Below are 16,774 nucleotides of genomic sequence, written 5' to 3' on the forward strand. Positions count from 1 at the left end.
CCCGACGGCCCTGGCGCGACCACATGCCCGCCAGCAACAGCAGCGCGGGTAGATACACCCAGAAGTCGGACCAGCGCTGCGGATTGGGCGCCTTCACTTCCAGCACGTCCCAACCTTGCTCCCAGCCGGCGCGCTGGGCGCGGCTGCCAAAGCGCACGCCGCCGATCTGCGTCTGGTCGCCCAGGCTCATCAGCGTCAGTCCGGCTTCGGCCAGGCGCTTGCGGCCGGCGTCCTGTCCGCCAGCGTTGTCGGTCAATTCAGGCAGGGCGACGGCGACGGTCTTGGTCAGCTCATCGCCTTCCAGGTTGATGCCGCGCAGCACCACGGTCAGGCGGCCGTTGTCGGGCAGCGCGGCGGCGATGGCCTGCATCTCGGACGCCGGACGGCTTTCATGGCGCGGCGCGAAATGGTCCATGAACCAGTCGGGGCGGAACAGCATGAATGTGACCAGCAGCAGCACGCCCACTTCGGCCAGCGTGCAGCGCACGCGGAACCAGCGCATGGTGGCGGCGGCGAAGGTCAGCGAGGCGATCGTGGCGCCCGTCACCACCAGGGCCAGTTCCCAGCCGTAGGTGACGTCGATCAGCAGCAGCATGGGGTTGAACACGAACATGAACGGCAGGATGGCCGTGCGCGCCGCGTAGGTGACGCCCTGGATGCCGGTCTTGATCGGATCCTCGCCCGAGATGGCGGCGGCCGCGAACGTGGCCAGGCCCACGGGCGGCGTGATGTCGGCCATGATGCCGTAATAGAAGACGAACATGTGCACGGCGATCAGCGGAATGACCAGGCCGCTCTGCGCGCCCAGTTCCACCACCACGGGCGCCATCAGCGTCGCCATCAGGATGTAGTTGGCCGTGGTTGGCATGCCCAGGCCCAGGATCAGGCAGACCACCGCCGTGAAGATCAGCATCAGCAGCACGTTGCCCATCGACACCAGCTCGACGAAGGCCGTCATGCGCAAGCCCAGGCCGGTCAGGGTGATGGCGCCGACGATCAGTCCGGCGGTGCCGCAGGCGATGGCGATGCCTATCATGTTGCGGGCGCCGTCCTCCAGCCCGCCGATGGCGTCGCGCCAGCCCTGGCGCCAGGCCGGGGCGGCCGGCTGCTTGCGGAACCAGGCGATCAGCGGACGCTGCGTCACCATCTGGAACAGCATCGCCATCGCCGCCCAGAACGCCGACAGGCCGGCCGACAGTTCTTCCACGCTCAGGCACCAGACCAGGATGCCGATGGGAATCAGGAAGTAGAGCCCTGCGCGCACCGTGGGCCAGGGCTGCGGGCGCACCGGATGGTTGATGTCGATGTCCTGCGGCAGATCGGGGTGGCGCGCCGCGATGCGCAGCAGCCACAGATAGAGCGCGGCCAAAATGGCCAGCAGGATCCAGATGGCTGCGGCGCCCGCCATGGCCTGAACACCGGTGCCTATCCAATAGACCGCGCCCATTACCAGCAAGGTGCCGCTGATGCCCATGCCCCATCCGGCCAGCTTCTGCAGCGGCGTGCGGGCGGGGCCCGAGGCCATCATCGGCTGGATCCCCAGTTTCAAGGCTTCCAGGTGGACGATGTAGAACAGCGCGATGTACGAGATCGCGGCCGGCAGGATCGCATGGCGGATGATGTCGGTATAGGGGATGCCGACATATTCGATCATCAGGAAGGCTGCAGCGCCCATCACGGGTGGCATGATCTGGCCGTTGACGGACGAGGCGGTCTCTATCGCGCCGGCGCGCACGCCGCCGTATCCAGCTTTCTTCATGAGCGGAATCGTGAAGATGCCGCCCGTCACCACGTTGGCCACCGACGACGCCGACACCAGGCCGTTGACGGCCGAGGACACCACCGCCACCTTGGCCGGCCCGCCGCGCAGGTGGCCCAGCAGTGCGAACGATACCTGCATCATGTAGTTGCCGGCGCCGCACTTGTCGAGCATGGAACCCAGCAGCACGAAGATGAAGATGTACGACACAGACACCCCCAGCGCCACGCCGTACACGCCTTCGGTGGTCAGCCACATGTGCGACATCAGGCGTTCCAGCGAGGCGCCGCGGTGCGCCAGCACGTCGGGCAGCCAGGGCCCGGCAAGGGCATACGCGACGAATATCAGGCCCAGCACGGTCATGGGCAGGCCCAGGGCGCGGCGCGTCACTTCCAGCAGCAGCGCCAGGCCGATCGCGGCGGTGGCCACGTCCATGGTGGTGGGCTGGCCGGGGCGGCCCGCCAGCTCGTTATAGAAGAGGTACAGATAGCTGCCGCAGAAGCCCGCCATCAACGCCAGCGCCCAGTCGTACCAGGGCATGCGGTCGCGCGCCGAGCGCTTGCTGGCCGGATAGGCCAGGTAGCCCAGGAACATGGCGATGCCCAGGTGCAGGGCGCGCGCCTCGGTGTCGTTGAAGATCGCCCAGTTCAGGGAGAACGGCAGCGGCGACGCGTACCAGAGCTGGAAGACGGACCAGATCAGCGCGCCCGCCGCCAGCGTGGCGCCCGCCAGGCCGCCTACATTGCGGCCTCCGCGATCGGCGTCGGCGACCAGCTGTTCCAGGTCCGGGGCCGGCGTGTGCGGCTCTTTTGTCATGAAATTCCCCTACGTATCGTGGCGCGCGCCGGCGGCGCGGCGCGCGTTGTGTCCTTGCGCGCGCTTGCGCGGCGCAAGGGGCGGCAGCCTGCGTGGCCGGATTTGAGTCCAGGCCCCGAAGGCATGCCGTGTCAGTGGCCCCGAGGGCCGGACCTCAGAGCAGGCCCTTTTCCTTGAAGTACTTCTCGGCGCCAGGATGCAGCGGCGCCGACAGCCCGTTCTTCACCATGTCCGCGGCCTTCAGATTGGCGAACGCGGGGTGCAGCTTCTTGAAGTCATCGAAGTTGTCGAACACCGCCTTGACCACGGTGTAGACAGTGGCCTCGGGCACGTCGGCCGAGGTCACGAAGGTGGCCGTCACGCCGTAGGTCTTGGTCTCCGTCGGGTTGTTCGGATACAGCCCGGCCGGAATCGTGGCGTGGGCGTAGTACGGGTACTTCTCGACCAGCTTGTCCACCGCGGGACCGGTCAGAGACACAAGCTTGGCGCCGCAGCTGGTGGTGGGGTCCTGGATGTTGGCCGAGGGGTGGCCGACGCCATAGAAGAAGCCGTCGATCTTGCCGTCGCACACGGCCGAGCCGTGCTCATCGGGACGCAGTTCGGACGCCAGCGCAAAGTCCTTCAGCGTCCAGCCCATGGTGCTCAGCAATTCCTCCATCGAGGCGCGGGTGCCCGAGCCGGGATTGCCGACGTTGAAGCGCTTGCCCTTCAGGTCCTCGAAGCCCTTGATGTTGGCTTCCTTGCGCGTGACGACGGTGAATGGCTCCGGGTGGATGGAGAACACGGAGCGCAGCTTGGGGTAGGGACCGGCCTGCTTGAACTGGCCTTCGCCGTTATAGGCGTTGAAGCCGACGTCGGATTGCACCACGCCCAGATCCAGCTCGCCGGCCTTGATGGTGTTGGCGTTGAAGACCGAGCCGCCGGTCGATTCGACCGAACAGCGGATGCCGTGGCTGGAACGATCCTTGTTGACCAGGCGGCAGATCGCGCCGCCGGCGGCATAGTAGACGCCGGTGACGCCGCCCGTGCCGATGCTGACGAACTTCTGTTGGGCGGCGGCGGGCGCCGGCGCCGTGGACAGCAATGCCGTGGCGAGGCCCGCGGCTGCGAGCGTCCAGGCGTTGCGATGGCCCAAGGTGTGTTTGACGGACGTGGTCATGCAAACTCCTTTTGGGGTTTTTCCCCGTGATATTGCCGGTCTTGGCCGGCGGTTGGTGCGCCCCGCGAGCCGCGGAGCACCCTGTGCGTATCATCACGAGCCCGCGTCAGGCGGGCGGCGCAGCGGCTCGATGCCCGCCGCGCATGCAGGCAAACAGGCGCTAGGCCCGCGTCTGCGCAATGGCGGCGTCGATGGCGCCGACCAGACGTTCGGTCAAATGGTCCAGCTCATCGTCGGAAATGATGAAGGGCGGGGCGAGCAGCACGTGGTCGCCCTGGCGGCCGTCGATGGTGCCGCCCATCGGATAGACCATCAGGCCGCGGGCCATGGCCTCGCGCTTGATGCGGGCATGCAGCGATAGCGCCGGGTCGAAGGTCTGCTTGCTGGCGCGGTCCTGCACCAGCTCCACGCCCATGAAGAGGCCGCGGCCACGGATATCGCCGACGTGCGGGTGCGCGCCCAGCGCGCTGTCCAGCCGCAGGCGCAAGCCTGCGCCCTGCGCCTGCACGCGCGCCAGCAGGCCGTCGCGCCGGATCACGTCCTGCACGGCCAGCGACGCCGCGCAGGCGATCGCGTGGCCCAGATAGGTGTGGCCGTGCTGGAAGAAGCCGCTGCCTTGCTGCATGGCATCGACGATGCGCTGTTGCACCATCACCGCACCGATCGGCTGATAGCCGCCGCCCAGGCCCTTGGCGATGGTGATCAGGTCTGGCGTGATGCCTTCCTGTTCCACTGCGTACAGCGTGCCGGTGCGGCCCATGCCGCACATGACCTCGTCGGCGATCAGCAGCACGCCGTGGCGGTCGCAGACTTCGCGGATGCGGCGGAAATAGCCCGGCACCGCCGTGACGGCGCCGGCGGTGGCGCCGACCACGGGTTCGGCCACGAAAGCCATCACCGTATCCGGACCCAGGCGTTCGAAGGTCTGTTCCAGCTCCAGCGCCAGGCGCTCGCCGTACTGCTCGGGGCTTTCGCCGTCGCGCTGGTCGCGGTAGGCGTAGCAGGGCGCGACGTGCTCGACTTCGATCAGGAGCGGCGCGAACTGCGCGCGGCGCCAGGCGTTGCCGCCCACCGCCAGCGCGCCCAACGTGTTGCCGTGATAGCTCTGCCGCCGCGCGACGATGTGGCGGCGTTGCGGCTGGCCGATTTCCACGAAGTACTGCCGCGCCATTTTCAGCGCGGCTTCGACGGCTTCGGAACCGCCCGAGACGAAGTAGGCGTGGGATATGCCCGGCGGCGCGTCGGCCACCAGCCTCGCGGCCAACTGCTCGGCGACCTCGGTCGTGAAAAAGCTGGTGTGGGCGTAGGCCAGCGCATCGATCTGCGCGTGCATGGCGGCCTGGACCTCAGGGTGGTTGTGTCCCAGGCAGGAGACCGCCGCGCCGCCCGAACCGTCGAGGTAGGAGCGGCCGGCGCTGTCATAGACCCACACGCCCTGGCCGCGGACCGCGACGGGAGGCGTCTGGCGCAATGAACGATGCATGACGTGGGTGTGGCTCATGGGGCAATTCCGCAATACAAGAGGTTGAAGGCGAATCCGGGCGGGGTGTCAGGCGGGACGGCGCGGCTGGGCGCTGCTCCAGTAGACGTTGTCGTTGAGCAGGCGTTGCTCCACTTCGGTCAGGCGGTTCAGCACTTCGTCGCCGCCGCGCGCGGTCAGGCGCGCGATCAGGTGCTCGGCCAGGCCGAGCAGGCCAGCCGTGGTGTGGAAGAACGAACCGGGACCCTGGCGCGCGGGGCGGGCTCGCACGCCTTCGCGGTCCGGCGGTGCAAAGCGCAGGGTATGGCGGGCGTCTACGGCAAGCGGCGACAAGGGATCGTCGGTCAGCGCGATGAGCGCCACGCCGCGCTGCGCGGCCTGGCGGGCCAGTTGCACGGTGGCGGTGGGATAGGGCGCTTGCGAGATCACGATCAGCGCATCACCCGTCCCCAGGTTGTCGGCCTGCTCGGCGGGCGCGCCGCCCAGGCCGTCTATGAGCATGCTGTTGCGTCGCACCAGTTGGTAGGCGTAACGCATCTGGAAGGCAATGCCGAAGGCCGAGCGCGTACCCAGGAATCCGACCTGCCTGGCTTCAAGCAGGGTCTGCACCGCGGCGTCGAAGGCGGAGGGCGGATTCAGCGCGCAGACGGAGCTCATGGCCTGGATCTGATAGTCGGTCAGCACATCGTGCCCGGGGGCGGCGGGTTCGCCTGCCGCAGCCTGCAAGGCGGCGGCGCGGTCGCGCAGCCCTGGCGTGGCTTGTCCCGCCAAGGCCTGCTGGAATGGCAGGCGGAAATCTTCGTAGCTGGAAAATCCGATCGCGCGCGCCAGCCGCAGCATCGTCGCCGGGGCCACGCCCAAGGTCTGCGCCTGGCGACGCATGGACCACAAGCCGACTTCGGCGGGATGCGCCACGACCCAGTGCGCCGCCCGCTGCAGTTCCGGGGGCAATTGTTCCAGTTTTTCCTGGAGGGTCAGCAGGAGGTCGGAGGGCAGGGACATGTACGGCGGCAGGAAGCGATAAAAAACATATGATAAATCTGTGGTAAGGAAAAAAACATATGTTTTTCTAAGGATTTTCACCTAGAAAGCAGGCTTGGGCAAAAGTAGCGCCGAGCAGGTAAGTCCATGAAATTCGCTGTTATTTGCCGCAAATCAGCGCTTATTTACTTACATCATGCAACGGGATTTTTGTTTGACGGGAATGAATCGTGCGCATATCATTTGTGTAGAAATGAATTTGACCAAACCTTCTTTCCCATGACTGACGCCGCGAAATCCGATCCCTCACAGCAATACGATTTGCGCATCTTGCGGGCCTTGCGCCGCATCACGCGTTCCATTGCATTGCATTCGCGCCAGCTGTCCGCCGTCAGCCACATTACGGCGCCGCAGCTGATGTGCCTGCGCACCGTGATCGCCAACGGGCCGATGACGGCCACCGCCATCAGCCGCGAAATGCACGTCAGTCCCAGCACCGTGGTCGGGATCCTGGATCGCCTGGAAGACAAGGGCTTGATCCGCCGCGAACGCGGCCGGGAAGACCGCCGCATCGTATTCGTCACGGCCACGGACGCAGGCCGCGATTTGGCGCAAGCCGCGCCGTCGCCGCTGCAAAAGCACCTGGCCGACGCGCTCAACGCCTTGCCCGAACTGGAACAGGCCACCATCACGCTGTCCCTGGAGCGCATCGTGGCGCTCATGGAACAGGACGGCCAGGCCGCCGTCGAGACGCATGCCGATGTGTCGTCGCCCATCCTTGAAGTGCCCACGGGCGGGGCACCCCCTGAATCGGGAATCGTTGCATGAAGAAAAACGAACTGGATACCCCAACCCTCTCAAGTGCCGTGGCGCCGGCGGTCAGCGCGCAGACCCATACCATGCGTCTGCCCGACCGCAAAGACGGCGCCGCCATCCACCGCCTCATTTCCGAGTGCCCGCCGCTCGACCTGAATTCCCTCTACGCGTACCTGCTCCTCGCTGAGCACTTTCGCGACACTTGCGTCCTGGCCGAAAGCGCCGGCGGACGCATCGACGGTTTTATCTCCGCATACGTGATCCCGGACCGGCCCGACACCTTGTTTGTCTGGCAGGTCGCGGTGCACACCCGCGCACGCGGCCATCGACTGGGCCGCGCCATGCTACGCGAGCTCTTGCGCCGCAAGGGTCTCGAGCATGTCCGCTATCTCGAAACCACGGTGGGGCCTGACAACCAGGCATCGCGCCGCAGCTTTGCCGGCTTGGCCGGCGAACACGGCGCCCACGTCTCCGAACAGCCGTTCTTCGACCGGCAACTGTTCGGCGGCGCGGACCATGACGACGAGATGTTGTTGAGGATAGGTCCGTTCGCCTTGCCGGCCCCCTAGGGGCGGAGCAAGCCCAGCGGTCTTATCGAATACCGGGATGGTTGGCCGATCCGGATGCGTCCGCGCACCCGGAAGGGTTCTGGCCGTCCGTCCACTTATGAGATGAAAGGGAGGATTAATCATGGACTTGAAGATCTTTGACCGGATGGAGTCGGAGGTACGGGGCTACATCCGGTCGTTCCCCGTGATATTCAGCCAGGCCAGGGGCTCGACCCTGATCGATGAGGACGGCACCGAATACATCGATTTCTTCAGCGGCGCCGGCACGCTGAACTATGGCCACAACAATCCTGTTCTCAAGGAAAAGCTGCTGGAGTACGTCCAATCGGACGGCGTGGTGCACGGCCTGGACATGGCCACCAGCGCGAAGAAGCGTTTCCTGGAGACGGTGGACCGCGTGCTGCTCAAGCCGCGCAATTGGCAATACACCTTGCAGTTCACCGGCCCGACCGGCACCAACGCGGTGGAAGCCGCGCTGAAGATCGCGCGCCAGGTGAAGGGGCGTCCCAACGTCATCTCGTTCACCCATGGCTTCCATGGCGTGAGCGGCGGTTCGCTGGCGGTGACGGCCAACATGAAGTTCCGGGAGGCGTCCGGCTATGCCCTGGGCAACACCACCTTCATGCCCTACGACGGCTACTTTGGTCCGGACGTGGACACCATGGCCTACCTGGAGCGCATGCTGGAAGATCCCAGCAGCGGCATGGACAAGCCCGCCGCCGTCATCGTGGAAACGGTGCAGGGCGAAGGCGGTGTCAACGTGGCGACGCTGCGCTGGCTGAAAGAATTGGAAAAGCTGTGCAAGCGCCACGACATGCTGCTGATCGTGGACGACATCCAGGTCGGCTGCGGCCGCACCGGCACCTTCTTCAGCTTCGAGGCCGCCGGCATCCGGCCCGACATCATCACCCTGTCGAAATCGCTGTCCGGCTTCGGCCTGCCGATGTCGCTGGTGCTGATGAAGCCCGAACTGGACATCTGGAAGCCGGGCGCCCATAGCGGCACCTTCCGCGGCAACAACTTGGCTTTCGTCACCGCGACCCAGGCGCTGGAAACCTATTGGGCCAACACCGCATTCACCGCCGAGATCCAGCGCAAGGAGCGCCAGGTGCGCGACTGGCTGGAGAACCTGGTGCACAGCTATCCCAACGCCGGCCTGTCGGCGCGCGGCCGCGGCCTGATCCAGGGGCTGGTGTGCAACGCCACGCCCGCCCTGGCCAACCGCATCGCACAGAACGCCTTCAAGAAGGGCGTCGTGATCGAGACCTCGGGCGCGCATGACGAAGTGCTGAAGCTGCTGCCCGCCCTGACCATCGAGGAAGAGCTGCTGAGCAAGGGCCTGGACGTGATCGAAGCCAGCGTCGCGGAAGCGCTCGCCGAGGAAGGGCAGTCCGCCCGCATCCTGAAATTTGGAGGAAAACGTCAATGATCGTACGCAATGTCAAAGATGTGATCGGCACCGCCGATGAAGTCCGCACCGACACCTGGGTCAGCCGCCGCGTGCTGCTGAAGAAGGACGGCATGGGTTTCTCCTTTCACGAGACCACCATCTTCCCGGGCGGCCGCACCCACATCCACTACAAGAACCATCTTGAAGCGGTGTGGTGCATTGAAGGCGACGGCTCCATCGAGACCATCGCCGACGGCAAGAAGTACGACCTGGGACCCGGTGTGGTCTACGCCCTGAACGAAAACGACGAGCACTGGCTGTGCGGCGGCAAGGAGCCGCTGCGCGTCATCTGCGTCTTCAACCCGCCGCTGACCGGCCAGGAAGTGCACGACAAGGAAGGCGTCTACGCCTTGCCCGAGGCCGAGGCCCAAGCGGCCTGACATACATACAAGGAGGTTCGCATGATCTCACCTGCACAGGATCCGTACGCCTCCCGTACGGATCGAAGTTCCGCCATCATCGCCCGCCAGGATCCGGTGGTCCATGAAAACGGCCAGTACGCCAGCGCGTTGAATGCTGGCCAGGTCGAGCAATACGAGCGCGACGGCTTCATCCTGCTGGAGAACCTGTTCTCCGGCGATGAAATCCGCGCCTTGTCCACCGAGGTCGAGCGCATGACGCGCGACCCCTCGATCATCCGCCGCGAAGAGTCCATTACCGAGCCGGGCAGCAATGCGGTGCGCTCCATCTTCATGGTGCACGTGCTCAACCCCATCCTGTCGCGCCTGGTGCGCGATCCCCGGCTGGTCAACGTGGCGCGGCAGATCCTGGGTTCCGAGGTGTACATCCACCAGTCGCGCGCCAACATGAAGCCGGGCTTCAAGGGCAAGGAGTTCTACTGGCACTCCGACTTCGAGACCTGGCACGTCGAAGACGGCATGCCGGCGATGCGCGCCCTGAGCTGCTCGGTGCTGCTGACCGACAACAACGAGTGCAACGGCCCCTTGATGCTGGTGCCCGGATCGCATCGGCAATTCATCTCGTGCGTGGGCGAAACGCCTAACGACCACTACAAGCAGTCGCTGAAGAAACAGGAATACGGCGTGCCGGATCCGGTCAGCCTGCAGCTGCTGGTGGAGCAGGGCGGCATCCGCTCCATGACGGCCAAGGCCGGCTCGGTGGTGTTCTTCGACTGCAACACGATGCACGGCTCCAACAGCAACATCTCGCCCTGGCCGCGCGCCAACGTGTTCATGGTCTACAACAGCATGGACAACACCTTGAATCCGCCCAAGTACGGGCTGACGCCGCGTCCCGAGCACATCGCGACGCGCAAGGGATTCAAGGCGGTCACGCCGCTGGATACCTTGAAGCTGGTGGGGGGCTGATCCCCCTGTGTAAATGCCCAGGCAATGCCTGGGCATTTTCTTGTGGGCCTCTGCTATTCTCTGCGCACTCCGCCATACAGCCCTACCTTGAGACACCGTTCGCCATGTCCGCCCGCATCCTCAGCCTGCACATCTACCCGATCAAATCCTGCGCAGGCATAGCCCTGACGGAGTCTTCCATCGACCGGGCCGGCCTGGCGCACGACCGCCGCTGGATGCTGATCGATGCCGACGGCAAATTCATGACGCAGCGTCAATGGCCGGCGATGGCGCTGATTCGCACCGCGCTCACCGCCGACACCCTGTGCCTGTCCGCGCCAGGCATGCCCGACCTGGACATCGCCGTGGACGGATCGGGGCTGGAGCCGCAGGCGCAGTCCGTGGCCGTATGGAGCGACACCATTTCCGCCCAGCGTGAAAGCGCCGCGGCCGGACTATGGTTTTCCGAATTCCTGAAGACGCCGTGCCGGCTGTACAAGGTCGATACGGCGGCGCAACGCAACGCCAAGCCGGACTGGGTATCGCGCTGGCTGGACGCGCATCCCGATCTGGCCGAGCCCTTCGCCGGCGAGCACTGCTTCGGCTTTGCCGACGGATTCCCCTTGCTGGTGGCCAACCAGGCTTCGCTGGACGACCTGAACGCCCGCCTGCGCGCCAAGGGCGTGGCACCGGTGCCGATGGACCGTTTCCGCCCCAATATCGTCGTGCAGGGCGAGTGGGAGGCCTTCGAGGAAGACCACACGGCCATGATCGAGGCGGCAGGGGTGAAGATGGCTTTCGTCAAGCCGTGCACCCGTTGCTCGATTCCCGATATCGACCAGAATACCGCCCAGCAATACGAAGAGCCTGGCCGCACGCTGGCGGGCTACCGCAATCTGGAAATCGGCGTGGTGTTCGGCCAGAACGCCATTCTGGACGCGCCCGCAGGCGCGCGCCTGAAAGTGGGCGACGAGGTCGGGATCGAACTGGATTTCTGATCGCGAGGCCCCGGCGCCCGTCGTCGGGGCCTTAGGCCGAGGACAGCTTCAAGCCCACCAGGCCGAGCACGATGAGCGCCACGCTGGCGATGCGCATCCAGCTGGTCGACTCGCCAAACAGCACGATGCCGGCCACGAAGGCGCCGATCGTGCCTATGCCCACCCATACCGCATAGGCGGTGCCCAGAGGCAGGGACTTCATCGCCACCGCCAGCAGCCAGACGCTGATGGCCATGCCCGTGGCGGTGATGGCCGAGGGCCAGAAACGGGTGAATCCGTGGGTGTATTTCAGGCCTACGGCCCAGACGATTTCAAACAGGCCTGCGAGTACCAGGATGATCCAGGTCATTACGACTCCTACGCTTGTGTTGCCGGCTTTGCCGCCGGCGCGAGGGGCCGTCCCCAGTATCAAACGCACCGGCCGTCCGGCCGCGCGCGGCAACGGGCCGTCCCGCTGCGGCAAAAATTATAGAATACCGGGTTCATACGGCAAAACCGGGTGCCGGGGATCACTCTTGCAACACTTCGCGTTCCGGGGCGCGAAACCAGGATATTTATCATGCAACGCATCATGCTGCGGGCAAAGCTGCACCGCGTCACGGTCACCGAGGCCGACCTGCACTACGAAGGGTCTTGTGGCATCGACGAAGACTTGCTGGACGCTGCCGGCATGCGCGAGTTCGAACGCATCGAACTCTACAACGTCACCAACGGTGAGCGTTTCGACACCTACATCATCAAGGCGGCCCGCGGCAGCGGCGCCATTTCCTTGAACGGCGCCGCCGCGCGCCGCGCCCAGGTCGGCGACCTGCTGATCATCTGCACCTACGGCCCGATGTCCGAAACCGATTCGGCCACGCACAAGCCGCAAGTGGTCCTGGTGGATGACGCCAACCGCGTCAAGGAAATCCGCAAGTTCCCGGCCTGAGGCCGGGCCGGGCGGAGCGCTTCGCCGGCGAGGCGCTCCGCCAAAACCCTGAACCGTTTCATCATGAGCTTCCAGGTCATCATCCAACCCAGCCAGCATCAATTCCCCGTCGAACCTGGCCAGACCGTGCTCGATGCCGCGCTGGCCGCTGGCATCGTCCTGCCGTACAGCTGTCGCAACGGCGCCTGCTCGACCTGCAAGGGCCGCGTGGTGTCCGGGGAGTTCGACGCCGGGCAATATCCCGCGCAGATTCTTTCGCCCGAGGAACTGGCCGGCGGCTACACGCTGTTCTGCCAGGCCCGGCCTGAGTCCGACATGGTGGTCGAATCCACTGAAGTCCGCCTGGCCAGCGACATCCAGATCCGCAAGTTGCCCTCGCGCGTGCAGGCGCTGGAACGCGTGGCCCCGGACGTCACGGTGATCAAGCTGCAGCTGCCCGCCTCCGAGCAGTTCCGCTACTACGCGGGCCAGTACATCGAAGTCATCCTGAAGGACGGCCGCCGGCGCAGCTACTCGATGGCCGGCGCGCCGCATACCGGCAGCCCCCTCGAGCTGCACATCCGCCACATGCCCGGCGGCGTCTTCACCGACCACGTGTTCGGCGCCGGCGATACACAGATGAAAGAGCGTGAAATCCTGCGCCTGGAAGGGCCGTTCGGCTCCTTCTTCCTGCGCGAAGACAGCGACAAGCCTGTCGTGCTCCTGGCCAGCGGCACGGGCTTCGCCCCGGTCAAGGCTATCGTCGAGCACATGATCCACAGCAACATCAAGCGCCCCGTGGCGCTGTATTGGGGCGGACGCCGTCCGCATGACCTCTACATGGATGCGCTGGCGCAGTCGTGGACCGGCATGCTGCCTGATTTCCGCTATGTGCCCGTGGTGTCGAATGCCTTGCAGGAAGACGGTTGGACCGGTCGCACCGGCTTCGTCCACGAAGCCGTCATGCAGGACATCGCCGACCTGTCGGGCCATCAGGTCTACGCCTGCGGCACGCCGCTGATGGTGGACGCCGCCAGGCGCGAATTCAGCGCCCAGAACGGGCTGCCGGCGGAAGAGTTCTATGCGGACGCCTTCACGTCCGAAGCCGACCTGGCCCGGGCCGCGCCCTAGTCTTGAGTAACAGGGCATGAGTGAACGGGGGGGGGGACGAGCGGGCCTGGAAAGGTTTGTGACTTCCGCCCCTTTTTATTCCGTAGGCGCGGGCAAAGCGCCAGGGTAAACTGCCGTGGCAGCAGCTTGCCATGGATCGTGGACATAGGGTCGGCGATCCGAGTTGGCACGCAAGGAGCAATGCGGGCATGAAAGTAGCGGTATTGGGTGGCGGCATCATCGGAATCTCCAGCGCCTGGTGGCTGAACCAGGCCGGCCATGACGTCGTGGTCATAGATCGCTGCACCGGTCCCGCCCAGGAAACCAGCCTGGCCAATGGCGCCCAGATCTCGGTTTCCTATGCCGAACCCTGGGCCAACCCGCAAGCCCCGTTCAAGTTGCTCAAATGGATGTTCCAGGATGACGCGCCGCTGCTGTTCCGGCCGCAGCTGGACTGGCGGCAATGGATGTGGGGGCTGTCGTTCCTGCGTGAGTGCCTGCCCAGCCGCCTGGCTCCCAATATCCGCGCCATGGTCCGCATGGCGGAATACAGCCGCGCGACCCTGCGCGGCATGCGCGCGGACCTCGGCATCCAGTACGACCACCTGGAACGCGGCATCCTGAATTTCTACCGCGATCCTCACGAATTCGAAAACTCGCAGCGCGCCGCGGGCCTCATGCGCGATTTCGGGGTGGAGCGCCGCGTGGTCTCGGCCGACGAGGTCATCGCCATCGAACCCGCGCTGGCGCCGCACCGCCAGACCATCGTCGGCGGCGATTACACGCCCGAGGACGAGAGCGGCGACGTGCACCTGTTCACCGTGGCCCTGGCCGAGCGTTGCGCCCGGGCCGGCGTCGAATTCCGCTACAGCACGCGCGCCACGCGCCTGCTGACCACGGGCGGTACGGTGCAAAGTGTTGAAATCATCGAACCCGACGGCCGCTACGGCGTCTTGTCGGCCGATGCCTACGTCGTGGCGATGGGCAGTTTCAGCCCGTACCTGCTGCGGCCATTGGGCGTGCCTTGCAATGTCTATCCGGCCAAGGGCTATTCCGCGACGTTCCCGGTCATCAAGCCGGAAGCCACTCCCACGGTCAGCCTTACGGACAGCAGCCACAAAGTCGTTTTCTCGCGCCTGGGCGACCGGCTGCGCATGGCCGGAACCGCGGAGCTGTCGGGCTACTCCCGCAGCCTGAACACCGGACGCTGCGAAGCCATGACCCGCCTGGCGCGCGAACTTTTTCCCGACGCGCTCGATTTCGATCGCGTCAGTTACTGGTCGGGTTTGCGCCCGTCCACTCCCTCCAACGTGCCCATCATCGGCCGCAGCCGTATCCCCAACCTGTACGTCAATACAGGACACGGTACGCTCGGTTGGACGATGGGCGTTGGCTCGGGCCGGGCATTGGCCGATCTGCTCAGCGGAAGGCGGCCGGAACCGGAATTCCCTTTTCTTGGTCTGTGAACCTATGAAGAATCTGCAATTGGCGGGCGTTGCCCGCGCGATGTTCGCCAGCCGGCGCGCATGGTTGTTCGGCGCCGCCATGGCGATGGCCGGAGCGGCGAATGCCGCCGCGGTCGACATCCAGGTCTGGCACACGCTGACCGACGCAAACAAGGCCGAGTTCGAAAAGCTCGCCAAGCAATACAACAAGGAGCAGGACCAGGTCCGCGTGACGCTGCGCGGCTTCGCCTCGCCCAGCGCGCTGGAACAGGAAGCTGTCTCCGCGGTCAAGGCCAAGAAAGGCCCGAACCTGCTGCAGCTGACCGACAACCACTCGCCTGAAGTCGTCGCCCAGCACAAGGCCGTGCTGCCGCTGTACGAACTGCTGGCCAAGTACCCGATCAAGGACCTGAACTGGTTCGTGCCGGCCACCAGCAGCTTCACGCGCGACAGCAAGGGCCGCCTGCTGGCCTTCCCCTGGATGGCCGAAGTGCCCGTGATGTTCTACAACACCGCCGCCTACAAGAAGGCAGGCCTGGATCCCAACAAGCCCGCGCGCACCTGGACCGCCCTGCAGGCCGAGCTGCTGAAGCTGCGCGACGTGGCCGACATCGACTGCCCCTACGCCTCCAGCGACCAGGTCACGGTCCACCTGGAGAACCTGGCGCCGATCAACAACCAGCAGTTCACCAGCAACAACAACGGGCTGGACGCGGTCACCAAGAAGTCCGCGGCGCCCGCCATGCAGTTCGACACGCTGTACATGCGCCACATTTCGCTGATGGTGAGCTGGAAGCGTTCGCTGCTGTTCATGGCGCATTCGGGCGACAACGCCAGCGACAAGCTGTTCGCCAAGGGCGAATGCGCAGTGCTGACGGCCAACACCGGTGCGTTCGGCCAGTTCCTCAACACCAAGTCGCTGTCCTTCGGCGTAGCGCCGCTGCCTTACTACGACCAGGTCACCAAGGACGGCGGCAAGCCGTTCGTGAGCGGATCGGCGCTGTGGGCGCTGGAAGGCCATCCCCAGGCCGAGGAAAAGGCCACGGCGCAGTTCCTGGCCTGGCTGTCCAAGCCCGTCATCGCGGCGGAATGGCATCAGCGCACCGGCTACCTGCCGCTGACGGAAGCTGCTTTCCGCGCCTCGGACGTGTCGTTCTATGAGCGCATTCCTGGCGTCCAGGCGCTGATCGCGTCCATGCGCACGCAGCCCAACGCCAACAGCCGCGGCTTCCGCATGGCCAACTACGAGCGCATCGAGCCTGTGCTGAACCAGCAGCTCAACGAAGCCTTCGAAGGCAAGGTGCCTCCGGTCGCGGCGCTGAACAACGCCGCCACGCAAGCGCGCAGCATCGCGGCGCAACGCTGATCCAGGCGGGCGGCGAAAACGCCGCCGCGCCCTGAGGCAAACCCGGTCTACGGACCGGGTTTTTTTTCGCCCGGCTGCCGCGCGACCAAACCATCCATGCGTACATGCCAGTCTGGCGACGCGCCGGCCGCTCGTCCACCATGCCTCTCATGCGTATCGATTCCGGTGCGCCTTTTGCTCGCGGTGAGGCATGGTTCGATTCTTCTTCGTGGCGGCAGGGCTGTCCTGCCTGGGGGCCTGCACAGGGGCAGGCAAGAGTCCGGCCGCATCCACATGGGAAGCCTCGCGGCAGGCTGCCCAAGGCTTCCGCTTCGACTGGCAGTTGTCCGGCGATCCCGCCGTCGCGCCCATGCAGGTATTCGACGACGGCAAGGAAACCTGGCTGCAGTTCGCGCCGGGTCAGGCGCTGCCGGCGATTTTCGGCATAGGCAGCGACGGCGAGCGCGCCTTGCCGTACTTGAGGCGCGATCCCTATGTCGTGCTGGCTGGAGGGTGGAGCGGCCTGCTGTTTCGCGGCGGGCGCCTGACGGCCCGCGCGCAGCGTGTGCAGGCGGTCGCGGACGCCCGGCCGGCAGGTGTGGCGGGGACCAGGCCGCAGGATGAATCTGCAC

16 protein-coding genes are annotated in these 16,774 nt (G+C 65.6%); 11 read left to right on the forward strand and 5 right to left on the reverse strand.

All coding sequences use genetic code 11. From position 1 onward, the window contains the following. The 4 genes from WBB14_RS17840 to WBB14_RS17855 form a co-directional block, all read right to left on the reverse strand. On the reverse strand, positions 1 to 2,575 hold a 2,575-nt coding region (locus tag WBB14_RS17840), incomplete at its 3' end, for a TRAP transporter permease (protein WP_424241014.1). A gap of 154 nt (positions 2,576 to 2,729) precedes the next feature. Further along, a complete protein-coding gene (locus tag WBB14_RS17845; protein WP_424241015.1) occupies positions 2,730 to 3,734 on the reverse strand; it encodes a TAXI family TRAP transporter solute-binding subunit in 1,005 nt (334 codons plus the stop codon). 160 nt (positions 3,735 to 3,894) lie between these two features. After that, positions 3,895 to 5,235: an aspartate aminotransferase family protein gene (locus WBB14_RS17850; protein ID WP_424241016.1), complete on the reverse strand. Its 1,341-nt coding sequence runs from the start codon at positions 5,233 to 5,235 to the stop codon at positions 3,895 to 3,897. A 48-nt stretch (positions 5,236 to 5,283) separates the two neighbouring features. Next, entirely contained in the window at positions 5,284 to 6,216 is a 933-nt protein-coding gene (locus WBB14_RS17855; protein ID WP_424241017.1) for a MurR/RpiR family transcriptional regulator, read from the reverse strand. Positions 6,217 to 6,474: 258 nt separating this feature from the next. Here WBB14_RS17855 and WBB14_RS17860 point away from each other — a divergent pair, with 258 nt between their 5' ends. The 6 genes from WBB14_RS17860 (at position 6,475) to WBB14_RS17885 (ending at position 11,335) form a co-directional block, all read left to right on the forward strand. Beyond that, complete coding sequence (locus WBB14_RS17860; protein WP_332013457.1) at positions 6,475 to 7,023, forward strand: MarR family winged helix-turn-helix transcriptional regulator; 549 nt, start codon at positions 6,475 to 6,477, stop codon at positions 7,021 to 7,023. Further along, complete coding sequence (gene ectA / locus WBB14_RS17865) at positions 7,020 to 7,580, forward strand: diaminobutyrate acetyltransferase (RefSeq protein ID WP_332013458.1); 561 nt, start codon at positions 7,020 to 7,022, stop codon at positions 7,578 to 7,580. The genes WBB14_RS17860 and ectA overlap by 4 nt, the downstream gene beginning before the upstream one ends. Before the next feature lie 121 nt (positions 7,581 to 7,701). Next, positions 7,702 to 9,009, forward strand: a complete 1,308-nt coding sequence (ectB, locus tag WBB14_RS17870) for a diaminobutyrate--2-oxoglutarate transaminase (RefSeq protein ID WP_424241018.1) — start codon at positions 7,702 to 7,704, stop codon at positions 9,007 to 9,009. Further along, positions 9,006 to 9,410: an ectoine synthase gene (locus WBB14_RS17875; RefSeq protein WP_013392799.1), complete on the forward strand. Its 405-nt coding sequence runs from the start codon at positions 9,006 to 9,008 to the stop codon at positions 9,408 to 9,410. The genes ectB and WBB14_RS17875 overlap by 4 nt, the downstream gene beginning before the upstream one ends. Positions 9,411 to 9,431: 21 nt before the next feature. Continuing rightward, positions 9,432 to 10,358 carry an ectoine hydroxylase gene (gene thpD, locus WBB14_RS17880; RefSeq protein ID WP_424241019.1) on the forward strand — a complete coding sequence of 309 codons (927 nt, stop codon included), beginning with the start codon at positions 9,432 to 9,434 and terminating at the stop codon, positions 10,356 to 10,358. Between the two features lie 104 nt (positions 10,359 to 10,462). Then, positions 10,463 to 11,335: an MOSC domain-containing protein gene (locus WBB14_RS17885; protein ID WP_424241020.1), complete on the forward strand. Its 873-nt coding sequence runs from the start codon at positions 10,463 to 10,465 to the stop codon at positions 11,333 to 11,335. Between the two features lie 31 nt (positions 11,336 to 11,366). On the opposite strand, the gene sugE is transcribed toward WBB14_RS17885, so the two are convergent. Further along, positions 11,367 to 11,684, reverse strand: a complete 318-nt coding sequence (sugE, locus tag WBB14_RS17890) for a quaternary ammonium compound efflux SMR transporter SugE (RefSeq protein WP_332013463.1) — start codon at positions 11,682 to 11,684, stop codon at positions 11,367 to 11,369. 210 nt (positions 11,685 to 11,894) lie between these two features. Here sugE and panD point away from each other — a divergent pair, with 210 nt between their 5' ends. The 5 genes from panD to WBB14_RS17915 form a co-directional block, all read left to right on the forward strand. Continuing rightward, on the forward strand, positions 11,895 to 12,263 hold the full coding sequence (gene panD, locus WBB14_RS17895; RefSeq protein WP_424241021.1) for an aspartate 1-decarboxylase: 369 nt from the start codon (positions 11,895 to 11,897) through the stop codon (positions 12,261 to 12,263). 63 nt (positions 12,264 to 12,326) lie between these two features. After that, positions 12,327 to 13,373 carry a CDP-6-deoxy-delta-3,4-glucoseen reductase gene (locus WBB14_RS17900; RefSeq protein WP_424241022.1) on the forward strand — a complete coding sequence of 349 codons (1,047 nt, stop codon included), beginning with the start codon at positions 12,327 to 12,329 and terminating at the stop codon, positions 13,371 to 13,373. 188 nt (positions 13,374 to 13,561) lie between these two features. After that, a complete protein-coding gene (locus WBB14_RS17905) occupies positions 13,562 to 14,818 on the forward strand; it encodes a D-amino acid dehydrogenase (RefSeq protein ID WP_424241023.1) in 1,257 nt (418 codons plus the stop codon). Positions 14,819 to 14,822: 4 nt separating this feature from the next. Continuing rightward, positions 14,823 to 16,163, forward strand: coding sequence for an extracellular solute-binding protein (locus tag WBB14_RS17910; protein ID WP_424241024.1), 1,341 nt, complete (start codon positions 14,823 to 14,825; stop codon positions 16,161 to 16,163). A 190-nt stretch (positions 16,164 to 16,353) separates the two neighbouring features. Then, the coding region (locus tag WBB14_RS17915) for a TrbG/VirB9 family P-type conjugative transfer protein (protein WP_424241025.1) at positions 16,354 to 16,774 on the forward strand (421 nt) is incomplete at its 3' end.

Origin of the sequence: Achromobacter sp., from assembly GCF_049647645.1 — a bacterium.
Taxonomy (GTDB): domain Bacteria; phylum Pseudomonadota; class Gammaproteobacteria; order Burkholderiales; family Burkholderiaceae_B; genus Achromobacter.

Coding starts and splice junctions, on each gene's coding strand:
- WBB14_RS17845 (WP_424241015.1), bottom strand. CDS start 3,734: ATGACCACGTCCGTCAAACACACCTTGGGCCATCGCAACGCCTGGACG.
- WBB14_RS17850 (WP_424241016.1), bottom strand. CDS start 5,235: ATGAGCCACACCCACGTCATGCATCGTTCATTGCGCCAGACGCCTCCC.
- WBB14_RS17855 (WP_424241017.1), bottom strand. CDS start 6,216: ATGTCCCTGCCCTCCGACCTCCTGCTGACCCTCCAGGAAAAACTGGAA.
- WBB14_RS17860 (WP_332013457.1), top strand. CDS start 6,475: ATGACTGACGCCGCGAAATCCGATCCCTCACAGCAATACGATTTGCGC.
- ectA (WP_332013458.1), top strand. CDS start 7,020: ATGAAGAAAAACGAACTGGATACCCCAACCCTCTCAAGTGCCGTGGCG.
- ectB (WP_424241018.1), top strand. CDS start 7,702: ATGGACTTGAAGATCTTTGACCGGATGGAGTCGGAGGTACGGGGCTAC.
- WBB14_RS17875 (WP_013392799.1), top strand. CDS start 9,006: ATGATCGTACGCAATGTCAAAGATGTGATCGGCACCGCCGATGAAGTC.
- thpD (WP_424241019.1), top strand. CDS start 9,432: ATGATCTCACCTGCACAGGATCCGTACGCCTCCCGTACGGATCGAAGT.
- WBB14_RS17885 (WP_424241020.1), top strand. CDS start 10,463: ATGTCCGCCCGCATCCTCAGCCTGCACATCTACCCGATCAAATCCTGC.
- sugE (WP_332013463.1), bottom strand. CDS start 11,684: ATGACCTGGATCATCCTGGTACTCGCAGGCCTGTTTGAAATCGTCTGG.
- panD (WP_424241021.1), top strand. CDS start 11,895: ATGCAACGCATCATGCTGCGGGCAAAGCTGCACCGCGTCACGGTCACC.
- WBB14_RS17900 (WP_424241022.1), top strand. CDS start 12,327: ATGAGCTTCCAGGTCATCATCCAACCCAGCCAGCATCAATTCCCCGTC.
- WBB14_RS17905 (WP_424241023.1), top strand. CDS start 13,562: ATGAAAGTAGCGGTATTGGGTGGCGGCATCATCGGAATCTCCAGCGCC.
- WBB14_RS17910 (WP_424241024.1), top strand. CDS start 14,823: ATGAAGAATCTGCAATTGGCGGGCGTTGCCCGCGCGATGTTCGCCAGC.